Genomic DNA, 19,503 nt, shown 5'->3' with positions numbered 1-19,503 from the left:
CGGCGCCTCATCCCGAGACAATCCCCCAGACAAGAGCCGTCCCAGCCGCGCGCGGGAACAGGCCTAACGCCGCTACAGATGCGCGTGCCGGGGATGGCATGCCGGGCGGCAAGTAAGGATTTTCAGTGAGTGAAGTTACGTTTGCGGACCTCGGTTTGGCCGAGCCGCTGCTGCGTGCGTTGAATGCAGCGAACTACACCGTGCCGACGCCCATCCAGGCGCGCACCATTCCCGCCCTGCTGCAGGGCCGTGACGTTCTGGGCATCGCCCAGACCGGCACCGGCAAGACGGCGGCGTTCGCGCTGCCCGTGCTGCAGCACCTTTTCGAGAACAAGGAACGCGCCCAGCCCAAGAGCCCGCGCGCTCTCGTGCTGGCGCCGACCCGCGAACTCGCGGTTCAGATCGCCCGCAGCTTCGACACCTACGGTCGCGGCCTCGGCCTGCGCCTCTGCACCGTCGTCGGCGGTCTGGGCTACGGCCGCCAGATCGAGACCCTGGCGCGCGGCGTCGACATCCTGATCGCCACGCCGGGCCGTCTGCTCGACCTGGTCGAGCGCGGCAACGTGAAGCTCGGACAGGTCAGCTTCTTCGTCCTCGACGAAGCCGATCGCATGTTCGACATGGGCTTCATCCGCGACGTCCGTCGCATCGCGGCCTCGGTGTCCAAGAACCGGCAGACCCTGCTGTTCTCGGCGACGATGCCGAACGACATCGCCAAGCTTTCCTCGGAAATTCTCAAGAACCCCGAGAAGGTCGAGATCGCACCGCAGGGCCGCACCGTCGAGAAGATCGACCAGCGCGTTTATTTCGTGAACGCCGGCCTCAAGCGCACCCTGCTCAACCATCTCCTGACCGATGAGAGCCTCGAGCGGGTCATCATCTTCACGCGCACCAAGCGCGGCGCCAACCGCGTCGCCGAGGCGCTGGAAGACCGTGGCGTGCGCTCCGAGGCGATCCACGGCAACAAGTCGCAGAACGCCCGCCAGAAGGCGCTCGACAATTTCAGCCGCGGCAAAGCCCGCGTCCTGGTCGCGACCGATCTCGCCTCGCGCGGCATCGACGTGCAGGGCGTGACCCATGTCATCAACTTCGAGCTGCCGGCCGATGCCGAGAGCTACGTCCATCGCATCGGCCGCACCGCGCGCGCCGGCGCCTCGGGCATTGCGATCTCGTTCTGCGACGGCAGCGAGCGCGGCCAGCTCAAGGGTATCGAGCGGCTGACCAACCAGCGCATTCCCGTCGTGCCGACGCCGGCCAACGAGGACATGCCGCAGTTGCCGCCGCCCAAGGCGCGCGCCGAGGGCGACGATCGTGATGATCGCGACGAGCGTCCCCGCGAGGGCCGTGGTGGTCCGCGTGGCGCCGGCCGTCCGGGTGGCGGTGGTCGTCCTGGCGGTGGTGGTCGTCCCGGCGGTCATCGCTCGTTCGGCGACCGTGCCAACCATGATCGTTCGCGCGGCGACCGTCCGCCGGCGCATGCCGACAGCCAGTTCCGCGGTGGCGACTTCCGCGATGCCCCGCAGGGCGACCGTCCGCACGGCGACCGTCCGCAGGGCGAGCGCCCCCAGGGTGATCGTCCGCGTGGTCCGCGCCCGCAGGGTGATCGCCCGTTCGGCGACCGCCCCCGGGGTGACCGCCCTCATGGTGATCGTCCCCATGGTGATCGTCCGCAGGGCGACCGCTTCGATCGCGCGCAGGGCGATCGTCCCCATGGCGATCGTCCGCACGGTGATCGCCCGCAGGGTGACCGCCCGCGGTCGTTCGGCGATCGTCCGAACCACAATGGTGGCGGCGGCCAGTATGCGCCGCGTCCCCACGGCGACCGTCCCCACGGTGACCGCCCGCAAGGCGATCGCCCGGCCGGCGATCGTCCGCAGGGTCCGCGTCCCCAGTGGAAGGGCCGGCGCTTCGGCGGTGGAGGCGGCGGCGGCGGCGGTGGCCGCGGTCGAGGCCGCGCTGCCTAGCTAGAGAATTCCTTCCTCGCGGAAGATTTCCAGGCATTTAGAAAGAGCGCGCTCATATCGGGCGCGCTCTTTTGCTATCGAGGCATCGTCCCAGTCGAAGAAGCCGCCCTTGGTCTTGAAGCCGATCCGGCCCTGATCGACGTTGCGCTGCAGGACCGGCGGCGGGCCGTCGGCATTGCTGAGGTCGGGCCAGATGATCTTGGCGACGGCACAGGTCGTGTCCCAGCCGGAATGTTCCTTCTGGGTGATCGGGCCGGCAGCGGCGTAGCGGAAGCCGAAGGAGAGACGCACCGTCGCGTCGATGTCTTCCGGCGAGGCCACTCCCTCTTCGATCAGCCACAGCGCCTCGCGCATCAGCGCACCCTGGATCCGGTTGCCCAGGAAGCCGATCACGTCCTTCTTCACCTGGACCGGCCGCTTCCCCAGTTCGCTCATGATCGCGCCGACTTTTTCGGCAAGCGCCACATCGGTGTGGACGGAGCGCACGACCTCGACCAGCGGGATCAGGTGCGCGGGCATGAAGAAGTGCAGGCCCATCATGCGGTCCTGGGTCGCGAGCCCCTTGCCGATCTCGCTGATTGGGAAGCTCGACGAATTGGAGGTCAGCGGCACGCCGGGACGGGAGAGTTTCTCCATGTCGGCGAAAAGCTTCTGCTTCAGCGGCAAGTCCTCGGTCACCGTCTCGACAACGATGTCGATCTTCGACCAGGGCGCCTCCTCGAGCGTCGCATAGGTCCCGAGACCCGATATGTCCTCAGGCTTTCCCATGGTCCTGAGTGCCCGGGCAGTGGCCGCCGGCAGCCCGTCGCGGGTCGAGGCGGAGCGCGACACGACGTCCACCTTCCAGCCGCCGCCCAGGAACATGGAGATGATCCCAACGCCCATCGTGCCTCCGCCCAGCACCAGGGCGTGTCGTTCGCTTTGCGGCATTCCTTTTCCTCCCGTATCGACGCGTGCCCCCTGCCGGGGCAGTATCCGGCCCAAGTTAACCGTATTTTCAACGTGGGAGAAAACGTATGAGCGCCACCTTCAAGGACCTCGGCATCAGCACCGACGGCGCGGTCGGAATCGTCGAGATTCAGCGGCCGCCGCACAACTTCTTCGACAATTCGCTGATCAACCAGATCGCCGATGCCTTCGAAGCGTTCGATCGCGACGACAAGATCCGCGCCTACGTGCTGTGCGCGCAGGGCAAGTCGTTCTGCGCCGGCGCCGATTTCGCCAACCGCCCGCAGACTGGCGCGGCCGAGAGCGGCAAGCACCTCTACAAGGAAGCGACCCGCATTTTCCGGGCGAAGAAGCCGAGCGTCGCGGCGATCCAGGGACCGGCCATCGGTGGCGGCCTCGGCCTTGCGCTGGCGCCCGACTTCCGTGTCGCGGCCCCGGAGGCGCGCTTCGCCGCCAACTTCACCCGTCTGGGTTTCCATCCGGGCTTCTCGCTCACCTTCACGCTGCCGCGCCTGATCGGCCAGCAGAAGGCGAACCTGATGTTCCTGACCGGCCGTCGCATCGGCGGCGAGGAGGCGGTGGCGTGGGGCCTGGCCGACGTGCTGGCGCCGCTGGCCGACGTGCGCAAGGAAGCGATCAAGCTCGCGCAGGAGATCGCCGAGAGCGCTCCGCTCGCGGTGATGTCGACCCGCGAGACGATGCGTCGTGGTTTCGCCGACGGCGCCGAAGCGGCGACCGAGCGCGAACTCACCGAGCAGGAGTGGACGCGCAAGACCGAGGACTTCAAGGAAGGCGTCAAGTCCTACGCCGAGAAGCGCCCCGGCAATTGGAAGAACCGCTAAGGGAGCGTTCCATGGCACAGGTCTCGGGCAAGGTCGCCATCGTCACCGGCGGCGCCTCCGGCATCGGCGAGGCCTGTGCCGAAACGCTGGCGCGCGAAGGCGCGTCGGTCCTGATCACCGATATCGACGACGCCCTGGGCAAGGGCGTCGTCGAGCGTATCGGGAAAGCGGGCGGCAAGGCGCACTACGTGCGTCATGACGTGCGCGACGAAGCGGCATGGCCGGGTATCGTCGCCGAAGCCGAGAAACGCTACGGCCGCCTCGACATCATGGTGGCCAATGCCGGTATCGGCATCATGTCGCCGATCGCCACCATGACTCTCGCCGACTGGCAGCGTCAGCAGGCGATCAACCTCGATGGCGTGTTCCTCTCCATCAAGCATTCGATCCCCGCGATGCAGCGCGGCGGTGGCGGTTCGATCGTGCTGATGTCGTCGGTGGCCGGCCTGCGCGGCGCGCCGGGCCTCGCGGCCTACTCGGCGACCAAGGGCGGCGTCCGTCTGCTGGCCAAGTCGGTGGCGCTGGAGCACGCGGCCGACAACATCCGCTGCAACTCCATCCATCCCGGCATCATCGCCACGCCGATCTGGGAGAAGATCCCGACCGGCGCCGAAGGCAACCGCCGCAACGCGCCGATCGATCCGCGCGAGCGTGCCGCGGCTTCGGTGCCGTTGCCCCGTGTCGGCGAGGCGCAGGACATCGCCAACGGCGTGCTGTTCCTGTGCACCGACGCCGGCAACTACATCACCGGCCAGGAGCTGGTGATCGACGGCGGCATGACCGCCGGCGGGCGTCCGACCCGGCCTCTGCAGTAGACCCATGGGTGAGGCCGCGCGGATCTGGATCGTCGTCGCGGCGCTCAGCGGCGCGATCTCGGTCACCGCCGGTGCCTTCGCCGCGCACGGGCTCGACCTGCGCACGGAAGCAGGCCTCAAGGCGAAGGACTGGCTGCAGACCGGCAGCCACTATCAGATGTTCCATGCGCTCGCGATGCTGGGCGTCTGCGCCCTGGCGGGCGCTGAGCTGCTCAACGCGCGCTTCGCCCTGCTTGCGCTGTGGCTCTTTCTCGCAGGCAGCGTCCTGTTCCCGGGTGCGCTGTACGCAATGTCGTTCGGCGGCCCGCGATGGTTCGGCGCCGTGGCACCGATCGGCGGTCTCGCCTTCATCGCGGGCTGGGTGTTGCTTGCGATCGCCGCGCTCAAGCGCCCGATCGGCTGATCTCAGGAAAGCTGTTCGTCCAGCAGCTTGAGCGCCTCGGCGGCGAAGGCGCGCATGTTGGCGACGCGGTCGTCGGAGCCGGTGCGCAGGGTGCGCGCGATGCTGCCGTGGGCGCCGACGACGGCAACGCAGGTGTGGCCGGCCGGATCGCCGTAGGAATTGCCGGTCGGGCCGGATGCACCGGTCTCCGCAAGACCCCAGGTCGTCTTGAGGCGCCCGCGCACATGCTCGGCCGCCAGAAGCGCCCACGGCTCGGACGAGGAGCGCACGCCGGCACGCTTTTCGCGCGGCACGGCGAGGAAGGCGTCACCGGCCGGGCGCGTGTAGACCACGGCGCCGCCCATGAAATAGGCCGAGGCGCCGGGCACGGCGAGCAGCGCGGCGGAGACGAGACCGCCGGCCGACGATTCCGAGATGCCGACGGTTTCCTTGCGGGCCTTCAGTTTTTCGCCGACGCGCTGGGCAAGCGGGAGCAGGGAGTCCATGGGGTCAATCCTTCTTCGTGAAAATGTCGAGGACCAGCGGCACCTGCTGGCCCATCCAGATCGCGCGGTCGCGATGATCTTCCAGATCGTGCCCCGTGTTGGGATGAATGAACACCGTAAGTTCTCCGCGGTTCAGCGTCAGCCATGACATGACCGGGAGGAACTGTTCGTTCTTCAGGGCGACCTGGTAGCTGAAGCGCGGATGCGGCCCGACCGGCTTCTCATGGAAGCGGCCCATCTCGATGGGGAAGGTCTTCTCGATACGCTCGCGCAACGCCCACGCCACGTCGCGCGAGGCGTCGTCGAAATAGACGTGCGCGTGCCAGTCCTTGATTTGGTCAGTGTTCATGACGTTCACCATAATGCGCTTCACAACCCGCCTGTCGGAACCCAGAGCCGTTCCCCGAGCGGAGCAGGCTTGCTAGGGTCAGGCATCATGAACTTCGATTTCTCGGACGACCAGAAGCTGCTCAAGGAGCAGGTTCGCAAATTCCTCGCCGACAAGTGCCCCACCAAAGTGGTGCGGCGCGTGCTCGACGGTTCCGAAACCCATGCGGAAGATGTCTGGAAGGGCCTCGTCGATCTCGGCGTGCCGGCCCTTGGCATCCCCGAGACCTATGGCGGCATGGGCCTGTCGCCGCTGGAGGTCTGCGTCGTCGCCGAGGAGATCGGCCGCGCCGCCGCCCCGGTGCCATTCGACTCTTCGGTCGTGCTGGCGACCGAAGCGTTGAAGCTCGCAGGCTCGGACGCGCAGAAGAAGAAGTGGCTGCCCGAACTCGCGTCGGGCAAGGCGATCGGCACGCTGGCCATCGCCGAGGGCGCCCAGCCACCCAAGCCGCGCAACATCCGCACGATGTTCGGCGGCGGTCGTCTCAACGGCAAGAAGCTGCCGGTGACCGACGGCGAGGCCGCAACCTTCGCGATCGCGCTCGCCAACACGGGCGGCTCGGGCGATCGTGCCGTTTCTCTGGTGATCGTGGATCTCACGCAGAAGGCCGTCGCGAAGAAGCGCATCGAGACGATCGATCCGGCGCGCAAGCATGCCGAGCTCACCTTCACCGATGCCTCGGCCGAGTTGCTCGGCGCCGAGGGCGAGGGCTGGAGCCTGCTGGAACGGCTCTACGATGCGGCGGCGGTCTACTTCGCCTTCGCGCAGGTGGGTGGCGCCGAGGCGGCGATGTGGATGGCGCGCGACTACGCGTTGCAGCGCAACGCCTTCGGTCGTGCCATCGGCTCCTACCAGGCGATCAAGCACAAGCTGGCGGACTGCTACGTTAAGCTCGAGCTGGCGCGCTCCAACGCCTATTACGGCGCCATGATGCTCACCGAGGGCGGCGCCGACCTGCCGCTGGCGGCGGCGGCGGCGCGCATCGCGGCGACCGAGGCCTATGACTTCGCGGCCAAGGAGAACATCCAGACCCATGGCGGCATCGGCTTCACCTGGGAGGCCGACACGCAATTCCACTACCGCCGCTCGCGCCTGCTGGCGCTGTCGATCGGCGGCCCGATGGCGTGGAAGGACAAGCTGGTGACGCGTCTCGAACAAAAGAACGCGGCCTAGGAGGGAACGATGGATTTCAACGACACCTCAGAAGAAGCCGCCTTCCGCAAGGAAGTGCGCACCTGGCTCGACGCCAACGCGACGCGCAAGAGCGACGACAAGCAGAGCTTCCGCGCGCGCAACGACGATCCCGAGTTGCTCCAGAAGGCCAAGGAATGGCAGGACAAGAAGGCCAAGGCCGGCTACGCCCGCATCACCTGGCCGAAGGAATTCGGCGGCCGCGGCGGCTCGCCGATCCTGCAGGTGATCTACCAGCAGGAAGAGGCGAACTATCTGGTGCCGCTCGGCTTCTTCGACATCGGGCTGGGCATGTGCATCCCGACCATGATGGCCTATGCCAAGCCTGAGCAGTTACAGCGCTACGTGAAGCCGGCGCTGCACGGAAAGGAAGTCTGGTGCCAGCTCTTCTCCGAGCCGGCCGCCGGCTCCGACGTGGCCGGCATCCGCACCAAGGCCGAGCGTGATGGCGACGACTGGATCATCAACGGCCAGAAGGTGTGGACGTCGGGCGCGCACTATTGCGACTTCGGCATCGTCATCACCCGCACCGATCCGAATGTCCCCAAGCACGCCGGTCTCACCATGTTCTTCCTCGACATGAAGAGCCCCGGCGTCGAGGTCCGTCCGATCAAGCAGATGTCGGGCGGCGCCAACTTCAACGAGGTGTTCTTCACCAACGTGCGCATCCCCGACAGCCAGCGGCTCGGCAAGGTGGGCGAGGGCTGGAAGGCCGCGCTCACCACGCTGATGAACGAGCGTCTGGCCGTCGGCCTGCCCTCGGGCGGTCTCGACATTGACGAGCTGATGGAACTGGCGCGCGAGACGGAGCTGGAGGACGGGGCGGCGATCCGCAACCAGCAGGTCCGCTCAAAGATTGCTGACTGGTACGTCCAGCAGCAGGGCCTGAAGCTTACGCGTTATCGCACGCTGACGGCGCTCTCGAAGGGCCAGACGCCGGGGCCGGAATCCTCGATCATCAAGATCGTGGCGGCGCCCAAGATGCAGGACATGGGCGCCTTCGCCATGGAGCTGATGGGCCATGCCGGCATCATGAAGGAGGACGTGCCGTTCGCGGCAGGCTTCCAGGCCCAGTGGATCGGCGGCGCGGGCTTCCGCATCGCCGGCGGTACCGACGAGATCCTGCGCAACATCGTGGCCGAGCGCGTGCTGGGATTGCCTGCCGACATCCGTGTCGACAAGGACGTGCCGTTCAACAAGCTGACGCGCTCATAGCGCGTCAGCTTGGGCGAGCGTCAGCGCTTGTAGTCAAGCGCGAGAGCTCGCGCGGTGCAGAATAGATAAGAATCTTGATCCTTATCCATTCTGTGCGGTGTGGGCTCTCGCGCTTGGTTACAAGCGCTGCCGCCCACCGCTCTCAAACAACTAACGTTGTTTCAGAGCCCACTCCGTGTACTTCTTCGCCTGCGCCTGCGTGTCGGCGTAGTACTTCGCATACTCCGCACCGACCATCGGCTTCAGCGCAAGCCCGACCGCGTCCATCTTCTGCAGCATCTCCGGTGACTTGATCGCCTTCAGGAAGGCGGTCTCGATCACCTTCACGACGTCGGCCGGCGTGCCCTTGGGTGCGCCCACGCCGCGAGTCGAGGAAGAGATCACCGTCGGCAGGCCCAGCTCCTTGGTGCAGGGCACCTGGGGCAGGAACTTGGAGCGCTCGACGTCGGTGACCGCGAGGCCGCGCACCTCGCCGGACTGCACGCGCTTGAAGACCCCGCCGACATTGTCGAAGGCACAGTCGACATGCCCGCCGAGCACGCCGGTGATCTGCTGCGCCCCGCCGTCGAAATGGACGATGCGGAACTCGCACTTGGCGACCTCCTGGACCATCAGGATGGCGAGATGGTCGTCGCTCAGGATGCCGGTGGTGCAGGCGCTGATCTTGCCGGGCGCTTTGCGGGCCGCTTCCGTCAGGTCGGCCAGCGTCTTGTAGGGACTGTCTCCCTTGACCCAGATCAGGCCGGGATCGAGCACCTGATTGACGATGGGAATGAAGCTGTCGACGTTGAACGCCGCCTTGCGCTCCGGATCGAGGATGATGGTGTTGACAGCCGGGAGGTTGAGGAAGCCCAGCGTATAGCCGTCGGGCCGGGCGCGGGCGACCTCGGTGAAGCCGATCTGGCCGCCGGCACCAGCCTTGTTGACGACGGTGATGGTCTGGCCGAGGTCCTTCTCGGCCGCCGCGGCGAGGATGCGGGCACCGACGTCGGTGCTGCCGCCCGCCGGAAAGGCGACGATCAACTGGACGGCACGGCGCGGGTAGTTCTGCGCGAGGGCGGGGCCGGCCACGGCCGTGGCGGCCGTGGCGGCGAGCAGGGTGCGGCGACGAATGAGCATTGTTATTCCTCCCTTTGTTTGACGACTGGAACGCGCGTTATTCGATGTCGCTCTCCCTGAGCGGCGCCAGCGAGCGCGGCTTGAACAGCAGGAAGGCGATCACGATCACCGGAATGGCGAGCAGGGCGAGGGCGACCGGGCGGTCGAAGAAAATGCCGAAGCTGCCGCCGGAGATCTCGAGCGTCGTTCGCAGCGATTTTTCCATCATCGGGCCCAGGATCAGCGCCAAAATCGCCGGCGCGATCGGGAAGTCGAGCTTGCGCAGCAGATAGCCCAGGATGCCGAAGCCCAGCATGACCCAGACGTCGAACAGGCTCTGCTTCAGGCCGTAGGCGCCGATCACGCAGAAGATCAGCACGCCCGCGCACATGTAGCTGAACGGGATCTTCAGCAGCTTGGCCCAGAGGCCGACCAGCGGCAGGTTGAGGATCAGCAGCAGGGCGTTGCCGACGAAGAAGCTGGCGATTACCGTCCACACCAGCTGCGGCTGCTCCTTGAACAGGAAGGGGCCCGGTGTGATGCCGTTCACGATGAAGGCGCCCATCAGCACCGCGATAGTCGGCGAGCTGGGGATGCCGAGTGCCAGAAGCGGCACCATCGAGGCATTGGCGTAGGCGTTGTTGGCCGTTTCGGCCGAGGCCACGCCCTCGATCGCACCCTTGCCGAAGCGCTCGGGTGTCTTGGAGACGCGCTTTTCCAGCACGTAGGCCATGAAGGTCGGCACGATCGCGCCGACACCGGGAATGAGCCCCAGCACGAAGCCCACGACCGTGCCGCGGCCGATGGCGCCCACGGACTGCCGGCACTCGGCCTTTGTCGGCATCCAGCTCTTGAGTTCGGCCTCGACCATGTGGGTCTGCCGCTTCTCGGCGGCCAGCAGCAGCTCGGCGACGCCGAACAGACCCATGACCACGGGCACGAAGCCGATGCCGTCATAGAGTTCCTCGACGCCGAAGGTGAAGCGGGGGGCCCCGCGCACCGGATCGACGCCGATCATGGCGAACAGGAGCCCGATCACCGTCATGAGCAGGGCGGCCAGCATGTTGTTGCCGGCGAGGCCCACGACCAGGCAGAGGCCGGCCACCATGAGGGCGAAGAACTCCGCCGGGCCGAACTTCAGGGCCAGCGAGGCGAGCGGCATGGCGACCGCGACCAGCGCCACGGTGGCCAGCGTGCCGCCGACGAAGGAGCCAATGGCCGCGATGCCGAGTGCCGATCCGGCACGACCCTGTTTGGCCATCTGATGGCCGTCGATACAGGTCACGACCGAGGCGGCTTCTCCCGGCACGTTGATCAGCACCGAGGTGATGGTGCCGCCGTACATCGCGCCGTAATAGATGGCGCACAGCATGATGATGGCGCCGGTCGCGTCGAGGCTGAAGGTGAGCGGGATCAGGATTGCCGTTCCCGCCGCCGGCCCGAGGCCGGGCAGCACGCCTATCAGGGTGCCCAGCATGCAGCCGACGAAGGCGTAGAGGAGATAGCCGGGCGTCAGCGCCGCCGCGAAGCCCTGGAGCAGATGGCCGAGGGCTTCCATGTGTCTATATCCCGAACTGGCCGGTCGGCAGGAGAACGTCCAGCCACGTCGTGAAGAGGTAATGGACGCCGAAGCTGCCGAGCACGGCGAAGACGGCGATCAGCCACCAGCGGCGCTCGCCCAGCGCGATCACCAGCGCGGCGTTGAAGACCAGCATGGCGATGCGGAAGCCCACGAATTCCATGGCCATGGTGACTGCTGCCAGCAGGCCGATGATGGCGAAGCAGCGCATGGCGCCCCAGCCATGCGGCAGGATCCGAACCTCTTCGCCCGGCGCATCCTGGGCGGCGGGTTGCGGCTCGCGCCAGATCGACACGAACAGGGCGAGGGACAGGACGATGCCGATCAGCGCCAGCCAGAACGGAAAGAAGCCCGGGCCGGGGCCCAGGCGGTCGGTCAGCGACAGCAACAATGATTGCCAGAGTGCGAACAGGCAAAAGGCCAGCATCGCACCCGTCGCGACAAGCCGTCCCTGGCGCATGCCTGGCGGCCCTCCCTATTTTCTTTCCTTGTACTGGGAGGCAGCATAGCCGCAAACAGCACGGGCGCAACACGCGGCCCTCGAGGAGGAAACGAATGAACAGGCTTGACGGCAAAGTGGCATTTCTCTCAGGCGCCGCACGCGGCATCGGCGGTGAGGCCGCGAAGCTGATGGCGAGCGTCGGCGCCAAAGTGGCGATCGGCGATGTGCTCGAGGAGCGCGGCCGCCAGACGGTGAAGGAGATCGAGGCGGCGGGCGGTCAGGCGATGTTCGTGCCCCTCGACGTGACGCAGGAGGCGAGCTGGACGGCCGCGATCGACGCCACGGTGAAGAAGTTCGGCGGCCTCGACATCCTGGTGAACAATGCCGGCATCTTCGTCGGCAAGGGCGTCGAGGACGCCTCGATGGACGAGTGGCACAAGCTCGTCGCCGTGAACCTGACGGGCGTCGTGCTGGGCACGCGCATCGCGCTGCCGCATCTCAAGACCAGTGGCGCGAAGAGCGCGCACGGTTCGGCGATCGTCAATCTCGCGTCGGTGGCGGGCCTCGTCGGCTCCCAGCTCGATCCCCTCTATTCGCTGACCAAGGGCGGCGTCACGCTGTTCACCAAGTCGACGGCGCTGGAGTTCGGCCGCAAGGGCTACCGCATCCGCGTGAACTCGGTGCATCCCGGCGTCATCGACACCGACATGGGCCAGCAGACCTTCGCGATGCGGGCCCGCGCGCTCGGTACCAACGACACCGAGGCGACGCGCAAGACCTCGCTGACCATGCACCCGATCGGCCGGTTGGGCGTCGCCGAGGACATCGCCAAGGGCATCGTGTTCCTGGCGTCGGATGATGCCGGCTTCATGACCGGCTCGGGCCTCGTCGTCGACGGGGGGTACACGGCGCAGTGATTCGGGGCCAGTAGGTCAGAAGATGCCGGCTGCAAGGCCGGCCGCCATGGCCGCGCCCAGTTCCTCGCATTGCTCGACGAAGGCGGGTTGCCAGGGGCCCTTGCACAGAAGGGGCTCCTGGACGGCGCGCCAGCGCAGGCCGGTCAGGATCGTCTCGACGCCGCGGCGCGTGCCGGTGCCGTCGCTGCCGGCCCGGATGTAGAGGGCACAGGGCAGGCCTTGCGTCTTCTCCAGGCAGGCATTGTAGCTGCGGTCGAAGAAGTCCTTCAGGGCGCCGCTCATGTAGCCCAGGTTTTCTGTGGTGCCGAGGATCACGGCCTGCGCGGCCAGCACGTCGTCGGGGCCGGCCAGCAGCGGGGCCACGACGCGGACGTCGATCCCTGTTTCGCTGCGCGCGCCGCGTTCCACGGCGTCCCGCAGGGAGAGGGTGTTCTCCGACGGGGCGTGCGCCACAATGAGCAGCCTCTTAGACATGGAGGGGGTTCTACCCCACGCCGATATGCTCAAGAAACTCCTGATCGCCAATCGCGGCGAGATCGCCATCCGCATCGCCCAGGCCGCCGCCGAACTCGGCATCGCCACGGTGGGCGTCCATTCGGAAGACGACGCGACCTCGCTGCATGTCCGCCGTGTCGACGAGGTGCGGCCGCTCAAGGGACGCGGGGCCGCTGCCTATCTCGATATCGCCGGTGTGATCGCGGCCGCGAGGGAGGCCGGCTGCGACGCCGTGCATCCGGGCTACGGCTTCCTCTCGGAGAACGCCGCCTTCGCGAAAGCCTGCGCCGAAGCGGGGATCGTCTTCGTCGGCCCCACGCCCGAGCAACTCGATCTGTTCGGCGACAAGGCCCGCGCCCGCACGCACGCCGGGAAGAACAAGGCGCCGGTTCTGTCCGGCACCGATGGCGCGGTCGACGTGGCAGGCGTGAAGGCCTTCTTCGCCAAGCATCGCAAGGCCGGCATCGTCATCAAGGCGATCGCGGGCGGCGGCGGCCGCGGCATGCGGATCGTCACGGAGGAGGGGGACATCGAGGACGCCTTCGCGCGAGCCTCGGCCGAAGCGCAGGCGGCCTTCGGCAACGGCGCACTCTATGCCGAGCGTCTGATCGCGCGCGCGCGTCATATCGAGGTGCAGATCGTGGGCGATGGGCAGGGCGGCATCGTTGCCCTCGGCGAACGCGAATGCACGATCCAGCGCCGCAGCCAGAAGATCGTCGAGTTGGCGCCCAGTCCCCATCTGGCCGAGCCGATGCGCCGGCAGATCGTCGATTCGGCGGTGACGATGGCCACGGCCGTGAACTATCGCAGCCTCGGTACCTTCGAGTTCCTCGTCGACGATGCGGCCCCGGACTTCTTCTGCTTCATCGAGGCCAATCCGCGCCTCCAGGTCGAGCATACGGTCACCGAGGAAGTGTGGGGCGTCGACCTGGTGAAGACGCAATTGCGGCTCGCGGGTGGCGCATCGCTCGACGACACCGGCGTCCGGCAGGCCGCACCGCGCGGCCACGCGATCCAGCTCCGGGTGAACATGGAGACCATGACGGCCGACGGATCGGCAAAGCCCGGCGGCGGCACGCTGACCTCGTTCGAGCCGCCCTCGGGGCCGGGCATCCGCGTCGATACCTATGGCTATGCGGGTTATCGCACCAATCCCAATTTCGATTCGCTGCTGGCGAAGGTGATCGTGCATGCGCCGTCGCCCGATTTCGGCGACGCGCTGCAACGCGCCGAGCGCGCGCTTGCTGCTTTCCGTCTGGAAGGCGCGCCGTCGAACATCGCTTTCCTGCGGGCGCTGATCGCTCATCCCGATTTCCGCAGCGACAAGGTCCATACGCGCTTTGTCGATGAGCAGGCGGCGTCCCTGATCGAGACGGCGAGTAAGCTGAAAGCCGGCCTGTACTTCGAGGGTGCGGCGCCCGTCGCCGGGGGCATGCGGCAAGCCGGTGCGCGTGTCGACAGCGTCGACCCGCTGGCCGTGCTGGCCTTCGGCAAGGTGAAAGCCGAGACGGCGCCGGCCGGCGTCGCGAACGATGCGCCTGAAGGGACCGTCGCGGTGCCGGCGCCGATGCAGGGCACCATCGTCAGCCTTTCCGTCGCCGAGGGCGACGCGGTGGCGGCGGGCCAGGCGCTGCTGGTCATGGATGCGATGAAGATGCAGCACGAGATCCGTAGCCCGGCACGCGGCTACGTCCGGCGCATTGCCGTCGAAGCCGGCGAGACGGTCTACGAAGGTCATGCGCTGCTCTTCGTCGAGGAGGCCGATGTCGAGGTGAAGGGCGCGGCGGTCGAGGAGAAGATCGATCTCGATCATATCCGGCCCGATCTCGCGGAGTATTTCGAGCGCCGGGCGATGACGCTCGACGGGAAGCGGCCTGACTCGGTGGCCCGGCGGCGCAAGACCAACCAGCGCACCGCCCGCGAGAACCTGGACGATCTGGTCGATCCCAACAGCTTCGTGGAATACGGTGCCTTCGCCATCGCCAGCCAGCGCACGCGCCGCACCGTCGAGGACCTGATCGAGAAGACGCCGGCCGACGGCTTGATCACCGGCATCGGGCGGGTGAACGGCTCGCTGTTCGGGCCCGAGCGCAGCCGGGTCGCGGTCGCGCATTACGACTACACGGTGCTGGCCGGCACGCAGGGCAAGAACAATCATCACAAGAAGGACCGGCTGTTCGAGATCGTCGAGCAGCAACGCATCCCGCTGGTCTTCTTCACCGAGGGCGGCGGCGGCCGGCCGGGCGACATCGACGTTCAGTCGGTGGCGGGCCTCAACACCATGGCCTTTCACATCTTCGGGCGCCTCAGCGGCACGGCGCCGCTGGTCGGCATCAATTCCGGTCGCTGCTTCGCAGGCAATGCCGCGATCCTGGGCTGCTGCGACGTCGTCATCGCCACGAGGAACTCGACGATCGGCATGGGCGGACCGGCGATGATCGAGGGCGGCAATCTCGGCGTCTTCTCGCCCGAGGAAGTCGGGCCGATGGAGGTGCAGGTCCCCAACGGCGTGGTCGACATCGCCGTCGAGGACGAGGCCGAGGCGGTGGCCGTCGCCAAGAAGTACCTGTCCTACTTCCAGGGCGCCCTGCCGGAATGGCGGGCGGCCGACCAGCGGCTGCTGCGGCGCGCGATCCCGGAGAACCGGCTACGGGTCTACGACGTGCGCGACGTCATTGCCACGCTCTGCGACGAAGACTCGGTGCTGGAAGTGCGCCGAGCCTTCGGGCCCGGCATGGTGACGGCCTTCGGGCGCGTCGAGGGCAAGCCCTTCGGCATCGTGGCCAACAATCCGGTGCACCTCGCGGGCGCCATCGACAGCGATGGCTCCGACAAGGCCGCGCGCTTCCTGCAGCTCTGCGACGCCTTCGACATGCCGATCCTCTTCCTGTGCGACACGCCGGGCATGATGGTCGGGCCGGAGATCGAGAAGACCGCCCTGGTGCGTCACTGTTCGCGCCTGTTCGTGACCGGCGCCAACCTCACCGTGCCCTTCGGCACCATCGTTCTGCGCAAGGCCTACGGGCTGGGGGCGCAGGCGATGGCAGGCGGCTCCTTCCATGCGCCGGCCTTCACCGTCTCCTGGCCGACCGGCGAGTTCGGCGGCATGGGCCTGGAAGGCGCGGTGAAGCTCGGCTTCCGCAAAGAGCTCGAAGCGGTGAGCGATCCCAACGAGCGGCGTGCGCTGTTCGACAAGATGGTCGCGGCCGCTTATGCGCGCGGCAAGGCGCTCAGCACCGCGACCTATTTCGAGGTCGACGAGGTGATCGATCCCGCCGATTCGCGACGCTGGATCGCGACGGCCCTGCTCGAGGCCAAGCCGCGGCCGGCACACAGTCACAAGAAGCGGCCGAACATCGATACCTGGTGACGGTCGGTTCAAGGATCCCTCACTGCGTTCGGGATGACACACTTGTTGGGATTTTCGCAGTGCGCCAATCCCACAAAACAGTGTCATCCCGAACGCAGTGAGGGATCCTTCGCTTCGGTACCGTCGCCAAGAAAAAAGCCCCTCGATGAGGGGCCTTTCTTTTTACTGCGCGACCCAGAATGTGTCGGGCTGGTAGAGGCCGATATATCCGCCCGGATCCCAGGCATAATAGGCTTCCTTCGGCACGTTGCGGATCTTTGGCCCGACCACGATCGGCTGGCGGACGCCGTTCACGGTGCCGATCGAAAAGACCTCGTCGGCATTGGACGTGAGAATCTTGTCCCATGCCTTGCGCCGGTCCTCGACGGTGGCGCCCGTCTCCCATTCCTTGACGTAGTCGAGCAGCTTGCAAGCCGAAGCGAGATCGCACTTCTCGCCCTGCTTGCCCTTCGACTCGACGAACATGCCCCAGCGCGACCATTGCAGGCTGCCCAGCATGGTCGGCGCGAACTCCTTCGGGCTGGTGTTGGGCGTGGGCGCCGCCGTGACCACTCCAGCGAAGGCGGTCATGAGGGCTTCTCCCGAGGAGGTTCGCAGCCGGAGGTTGTCGCGAGTCTGTGGCTTGCTCAGCATCTTGATGCCGATCTTCTTCCAGTTGTCGGCGATCAGGGCGAGCGTGTCGTTGTCTTCGGTCTCCTCGCTGGCATGCTCGACCACGATGGTCGCCGGGCGCCCGTTGGGCAGTAGCCGGAAGCCCTGGCTGTCCTTCTTGGTCAGGCCGATCTCGTCCAGCAGTTTGTTGGCGAGCTTCGGATCGTAGTCCGCCCACTTGGTCGCATACTCGGGCTTGAACAGCTCCGAGCGCGGCATGATTGTGTTGTTCGAGGGCTTGGCCAGGCCGATATACACGACCTGGTTCAACTCCTCGCGGTCGATGGCCAGCGAAAGCGCCCGGCGGAAGCGCACGTCACGCATCAGCTTGCGCCATTCCGGGTCATTGGCCGTCAGGTTGGGATAGAGCGCGAGCTGCGAGCCCGATCCCGCTTCCCAGAGGCGCACGTTCATGCCCGAGGTCTGGGCGCTCTTCTGCAGGAAGGTGTAGTCGCGCATGTTGAGATAGCGCGGCTGCAGATCCGCCTCCCCCAGGCCCGCCTTGGCCGGCACCAGGTTGGTCGCCGCCACGGTGAAGATCATGCGGTCGACATAGGGGAGCTGCTGCCCCTTCTCGTCGATGCGGTGATAGTAGGGGTTGCGCAAATACACGAAGCGCTGCGCCGGCGACGGCGTGATGCCAACCCACGGATTGAGGGTCGGCATGTCGATATTGTCGTTTGGGTACATCACGTCGAGTCGCCGGTAGATGGAGACCCAGCTCTGCTGCGCGCCCCTGGCGGACTTCAGTATCTCGGCCTCGGGTGTGTACTTGGCGTGGAACTTCTTCAGGTAGTGCGCGGGCCGGAACAGGAAGAGCGGGGCGGCGCGCGCCTGGCTCTCGATGAAGTACGGGTTCGGCTTGTCCCAGGTGTATCTGATCGTGAGCGGATCGATGATCTCGACCTTGGGCGGCTGGCCGTCGACCAGGAGTTCGACGTTCGGACCACCGCTCGAGAGGTCCTTGTTGCTGGCGACGTCTTCCCAGAAGAAACGGAAGTCCTCGGTGGTGAACGGCTGACCGTCCGACCATCTGTGCCCGGCGCGCAGCTTGAAGGTGAATTCGCGGCCGTCCTTCTCCTCGTAGCTCTCGAGGATGTCGGGCTTCAGCTTGAACTTGTCGTCGTAAACGATGAGGCGGGTGTAGCTGTACACCGTCATCAGCCGGGTATCGCGCGCACTGGCGATGAGCGTATTGATCTGGCCGCCCTGCCGCCCCGGACCGTCGCCGCCTGCGAACTCCTTCACCACCCAGGGCTGCTGCGGAATGCGCTTGTCGACCGGCGGAAGGGCGCCCGATTTCACCTGGTCGGCGAACATCGGCGTTTCCTTCATTGCAGGCAACGGATCGGCAGCCAGCGCTGGCCCTCCCAGCAATGCAAGGAGCAGGGTCGCCGTAAGTGCACGTCTCTTCATCTTGTGTCCTTGCCGCTTGCCCATCGTCTCACGGGCCATCCGTGCTGGTTCCGCCGAGCGGATGCCCGGGCGGCGATAAAATAGTCCGAAGCCGCCATCGTCAATGCCAGTGCCCCGAGACGCTACGTTGACGTGGCGTCGAAGGACGCGCAAAAAACCGCCACCACTGCGAGAGTCGAGGGAAGCATGGCGAGCGGTCTGGAGAACGACTTCGTGACGCTACACGAGATCGTAAAAGCGGCGAAAATCCGGCTCAATCCCAACATCTGGGACTATTTGATCGGCGGGACCGAAACCGAAACGACGCTGCGCCGCAACAGGCTGGCGCTCGACACGATCGCCTTCAAGCCCCGTGTGCTGCGCGACGTATCGTCGATCGATCCGTCCTCCGAAATCCTTGGCCGCAAGATCCGCCTGCCGGTGATGCTGGCGCCGGTCGGATCGCTCGAATCTTTCGAGGCGGGGGGGGGAATCACGGTCGCGCAGGGCGCCGGCGCGGGGAATGTCGCGATGCTGATCAGCTCGGTCACGACGCTGAAGCTTGAAGACATCGTGAAGGGCGGTGGCGGCCCCAAGATCTATCAACTCTACGTGCGCGGCGACGATGCATGGGTCGCGGATCGCGTGAAGCAGGCAATGGACGCGGGCTACGACGCCTTCTGCATCACCGTCGACACTCAGGTGTACAGCCGCCGCGAACGCGACATCGCCAAGCGCTTCGTGAAATCGTGGCGCACGTCGGCAGTCGGGCAGGACCACCAGGCGGCGTTCTCGTGGAAGAACTTCATCGCCGTCCGCGAGAAGTTCCCCGACGTGAAGTTCATGCTGAAGGGCATCGGCACCGGCGAGGATGCCGACCTTGCCTGCCAGCACGGCGTCTGGGGAGTCTACTGTTCCAACCATGGTGGCCGGCAGCTCGACCACGGACGCGGCTCTGCCGAGGCGCTCCCGGAGATCGTCGAGGCGGTGGCGGGTCGTGCCAAGGTGGCGGTCGACGGCAGCTTCAGCCGCGGCAGCGACATCGTGAAGGCGATCTGCATGGGCGCCGACTGGGTCGGCCTCGGCCGTCTCTATTGCTACGGCCTGGCCGCGGCCGGCGCGGCGGGCATCGAGCGGGTGATCGAGCTGCTCGAGGAAGAGATGAAAGAGGCGATGGGCCTGCTCGGCGTCACCTCGCTGGCGCAGCTCGACAAGAGCTACATCGCCAGGAGCTGGCCCACCAACCTGACGGGCGTGCACAGCGCCTTCCCGCTGCTCAACCTGCAGGACGAGGGGTACTGAGGT

17 protein-coding genes are annotated in these 19,503 nt (G+C 66.6%); 9 read left to right on the top strand and 8 right to left on the bottom strand.

Annotation, left to right across the window (positions count from 1 at the left end; genetic code table 11):
* Window positions 1-125 precede the first annotated feature (125 nt).
* Window positions 126-1,964, top strand: coding sequence for a DEAD/DEAH box helicase (locus KQ910_RS00875; protein WP_369408266.1), 1,839 nt, complete (start codon window positions 126-128; stop codon window positions 1,962-1,964).
* Here KQ910_RS00875 and KQ910_RS00870 read toward each other — a convergent pair whose 3' ends face one another.
* Window positions 1,965-2,894, bottom strand: coding sequence for a 3-hydroxyacyl-CoA dehydrogenase family protein (locus KQ910_RS00870; protein WP_216956094.1), 930 nt, complete (start codon window positions 2,892-2,894; stop codon window positions 1,965-1,967).
* A gap of 86 nt (window positions 2,895-2,980) precedes the next feature.
* Here KQ910_RS00870 and KQ910_RS00865 point away from each other — a divergent pair, with 86 nt between their 5' ends.
* The 3 genes from KQ910_RS00865 to KQ910_RS00855 are packed head-to-tail and all read left to right on the top strand — an operon-like array spanning window position 2,981 to window position 4,972.
* Window positions 2,981-3,754: an enoyl-CoA hydratase/isomerase family protein gene (locus KQ910_RS00865; protein WP_216956092.1), complete on the top strand. Its 774-nt coding sequence runs from the start codon at window positions 2,981-2,983 to the stop codon at window positions 3,752-3,754.
* An 11-nt stretch (window positions 3,755-3,765) separates the two neighbouring features.
* The gene (locus KQ910_RS00860; protein ID WP_216956089.1) at window positions 3,766-4,569 is read left to right on the top strand and encodes an SDR family NAD(P)-dependent oxidoreductase; all 804 of its coding nucleotides are present in this window, start codon (window positions 3,766-3,768) and stop codon (window positions 4,567-4,569) included.
* Between the two features lie 4 nt (window positions 4,570-4,573).
* A complete protein-coding gene (locus KQ910_RS00855; protein ID WP_216956086.1) occupies window positions 4,574-4,972 on the top strand; it encodes a DUF423 domain-containing protein in 399 nt (132 codons plus the stop codon).
* A 2-nt stretch (window positions 4,973-4,974) separates the two neighbouring features.
* Here the strand turns inward: KQ910_RS00855 and KQ910_RS00850 are convergent, their stop codons facing one another.
* Together KQ910_RS00850 and KQ910_RS00845 are read right to left on the bottom strand one after the other, a co-directional pair.
* Window positions 4,975-5,457 carry a CinA family protein gene (locus tag KQ910_RS00850; protein ID WP_216956083.1) on the bottom strand — a complete coding sequence of 161 codons (483 nt, stop codon included), beginning with the start codon at window positions 5,455-5,457 and terminating at the stop codon, window positions 4,975-4,977.
* A gap of 4 nt (window positions 5,458-5,461) precedes the next feature.
* A complete protein-coding gene (locus KQ910_RS00845; RefSeq protein WP_216956080.1) occupies window positions 5,462-5,806 on the bottom strand; it encodes a DOPA 4,5-dioxygenase family protein in 345 nt (114 codons plus the stop codon).
* Between the two features lie 87 nt (window positions 5,807-5,893).
* Between KQ910_RS00845 and KQ910_RS00840 the strand changes: the two genes are divergently transcribed.
* Window positions 5,894-7,018 (top strand): acyl-CoA dehydrogenase family protein, encoded by a 1,125-nt coding sequence (locus KQ910_RS00840; RefSeq protein ID WP_216956077.1) that lies wholly within the window; start codon window positions 5,894-5,896, stop codon window positions 7,016-7,018.
* 9 nt (window positions 7,019-7,027) lie between these two features.
* Complete coding sequence (locus tag KQ910_RS00835) at window positions 7,028-8,251, top strand: acyl-CoA dehydrogenase family protein (RefSeq protein WP_216956074.1); 1,224 nt, start codon at window positions 7,028-7,030, stop codon at window positions 8,249-8,251.
* Window positions 8,252-8,401: 150 nt separating this feature from the next.
* Here KQ910_RS00835 and KQ910_RS00830 read toward each other — a convergent pair whose 3' ends face one another.
* The 3 genes from KQ910_RS00830 to KQ910_RS00820 are packed head-to-tail and all read right to left on the bottom strand — an operon-like array spanning window position 8,402 to window position 11,388.
* A complete protein-coding gene (locus KQ910_RS00830; RefSeq protein ID WP_216956072.1) occupies window positions 8,402-9,370 on the bottom strand; it encodes a tripartite tricarboxylate transporter substrate binding protein in 969 nt (322 codons plus the stop codon).
* A gap of 37 nt (window positions 9,371-9,407) precedes the next feature.
* Entirely contained in the window at window positions 9,408-10,907 is a 1,500-nt protein-coding gene (locus KQ910_RS00825) for a tripartite tricarboxylate transporter permease (protein ID WP_216956069.1), read from the bottom strand.
* A 4-nt stretch (window positions 10,908-10,911) separates the two neighbouring features.
* Window positions 10,912-11,388 (bottom strand): tripartite tricarboxylate transporter TctB family protein, encoded by a 477-nt coding sequence (locus tag KQ910_RS00820; RefSeq protein WP_216956066.1) that lies wholly within the window; start codon window positions 11,386-11,388, stop codon window positions 10,912-10,914.
* Window positions 11,389-11,483: 95 nt separating this feature from the next.
* On the opposite strand from KQ910_RS00820, the gene KQ910_RS00815 reads away from it, so the two are divergent.
* The gene (locus KQ910_RS00815; protein ID WP_216956063.1) at window positions 11,484-12,287 is read left to right on the top strand and encodes an SDR family NAD(P)-dependent oxidoreductase; all 804 of its coding nucleotides are present in this window, start codon (window positions 11,484-11,486) and stop codon (window positions 12,285-12,287) included.
* Between the two features lie 15 nt (window positions 12,288-12,302).
* Here the strand turns inward: KQ910_RS00815 and KQ910_RS00810 are convergent, their stop codons facing one another.
* Complete coding sequence (locus KQ910_RS00810) at window positions 12,303-12,761, bottom strand: flavodoxin family protein (protein WP_216956060.1); 459 nt, start codon at window positions 12,759-12,761, stop codon at window positions 12,303-12,305.
* 25 nt (window positions 12,762-12,786) lie between these two features.
* Between KQ910_RS00810 and KQ910_RS00805 the strand changes: the two genes are divergently transcribed.
* Window positions 12,787-16,152, top strand: a complete 3,366-nt coding sequence (locus KQ910_RS00805; protein ID WP_216956057.1) for a carboxyl transferase domain-containing protein — start codon at window positions 12,787-12,789, stop codon at window positions 16,150-16,152.
* A gap of 162 nt (window positions 16,153-16,314) precedes the next feature.
* Here KQ910_RS00805 and KQ910_RS00800 read toward each other — a convergent pair whose 3' ends face one another.
* Window positions 16,315-18,219, bottom strand: a complete 1,905-nt coding sequence (locus KQ910_RS00800; protein ID WP_216956055.1) for an ABC transporter substrate-binding protein — start codon at window positions 18,217-18,219, stop codon at window positions 16,315-16,317.
* A gap of 186 nt (window positions 18,220-18,405) precedes the next feature.
* Here KQ910_RS00800 and KQ910_RS00795 point away from each other — a divergent pair, with 186 nt between their 5' ends.
* A complete protein-coding gene (locus KQ910_RS00795) occupies window positions 18,406-19,500 on the top strand; it encodes an alpha-hydroxy acid oxidase (RefSeq protein ID WP_216956053.1) in 1,095 nt (364 codons plus the stop codon).
* Window positions 19,501-19,503 lie beyond the last annotated feature (3 nt).

It is taken from the genome of Reyranella humidisoli (assembly GCF_019039055.1).
GTDB classification, from domain to species: domain Bacteria; phylum Pseudomonadota; class Alphaproteobacteria; order Reyranellales; family Reyranellaceae; genus Reyranella; species Reyranella humidisoli.
Note: the sequence above shows the minus strand (reverse complement) of the source record. Positions and strands in the feature narration are given on the sequence as shown.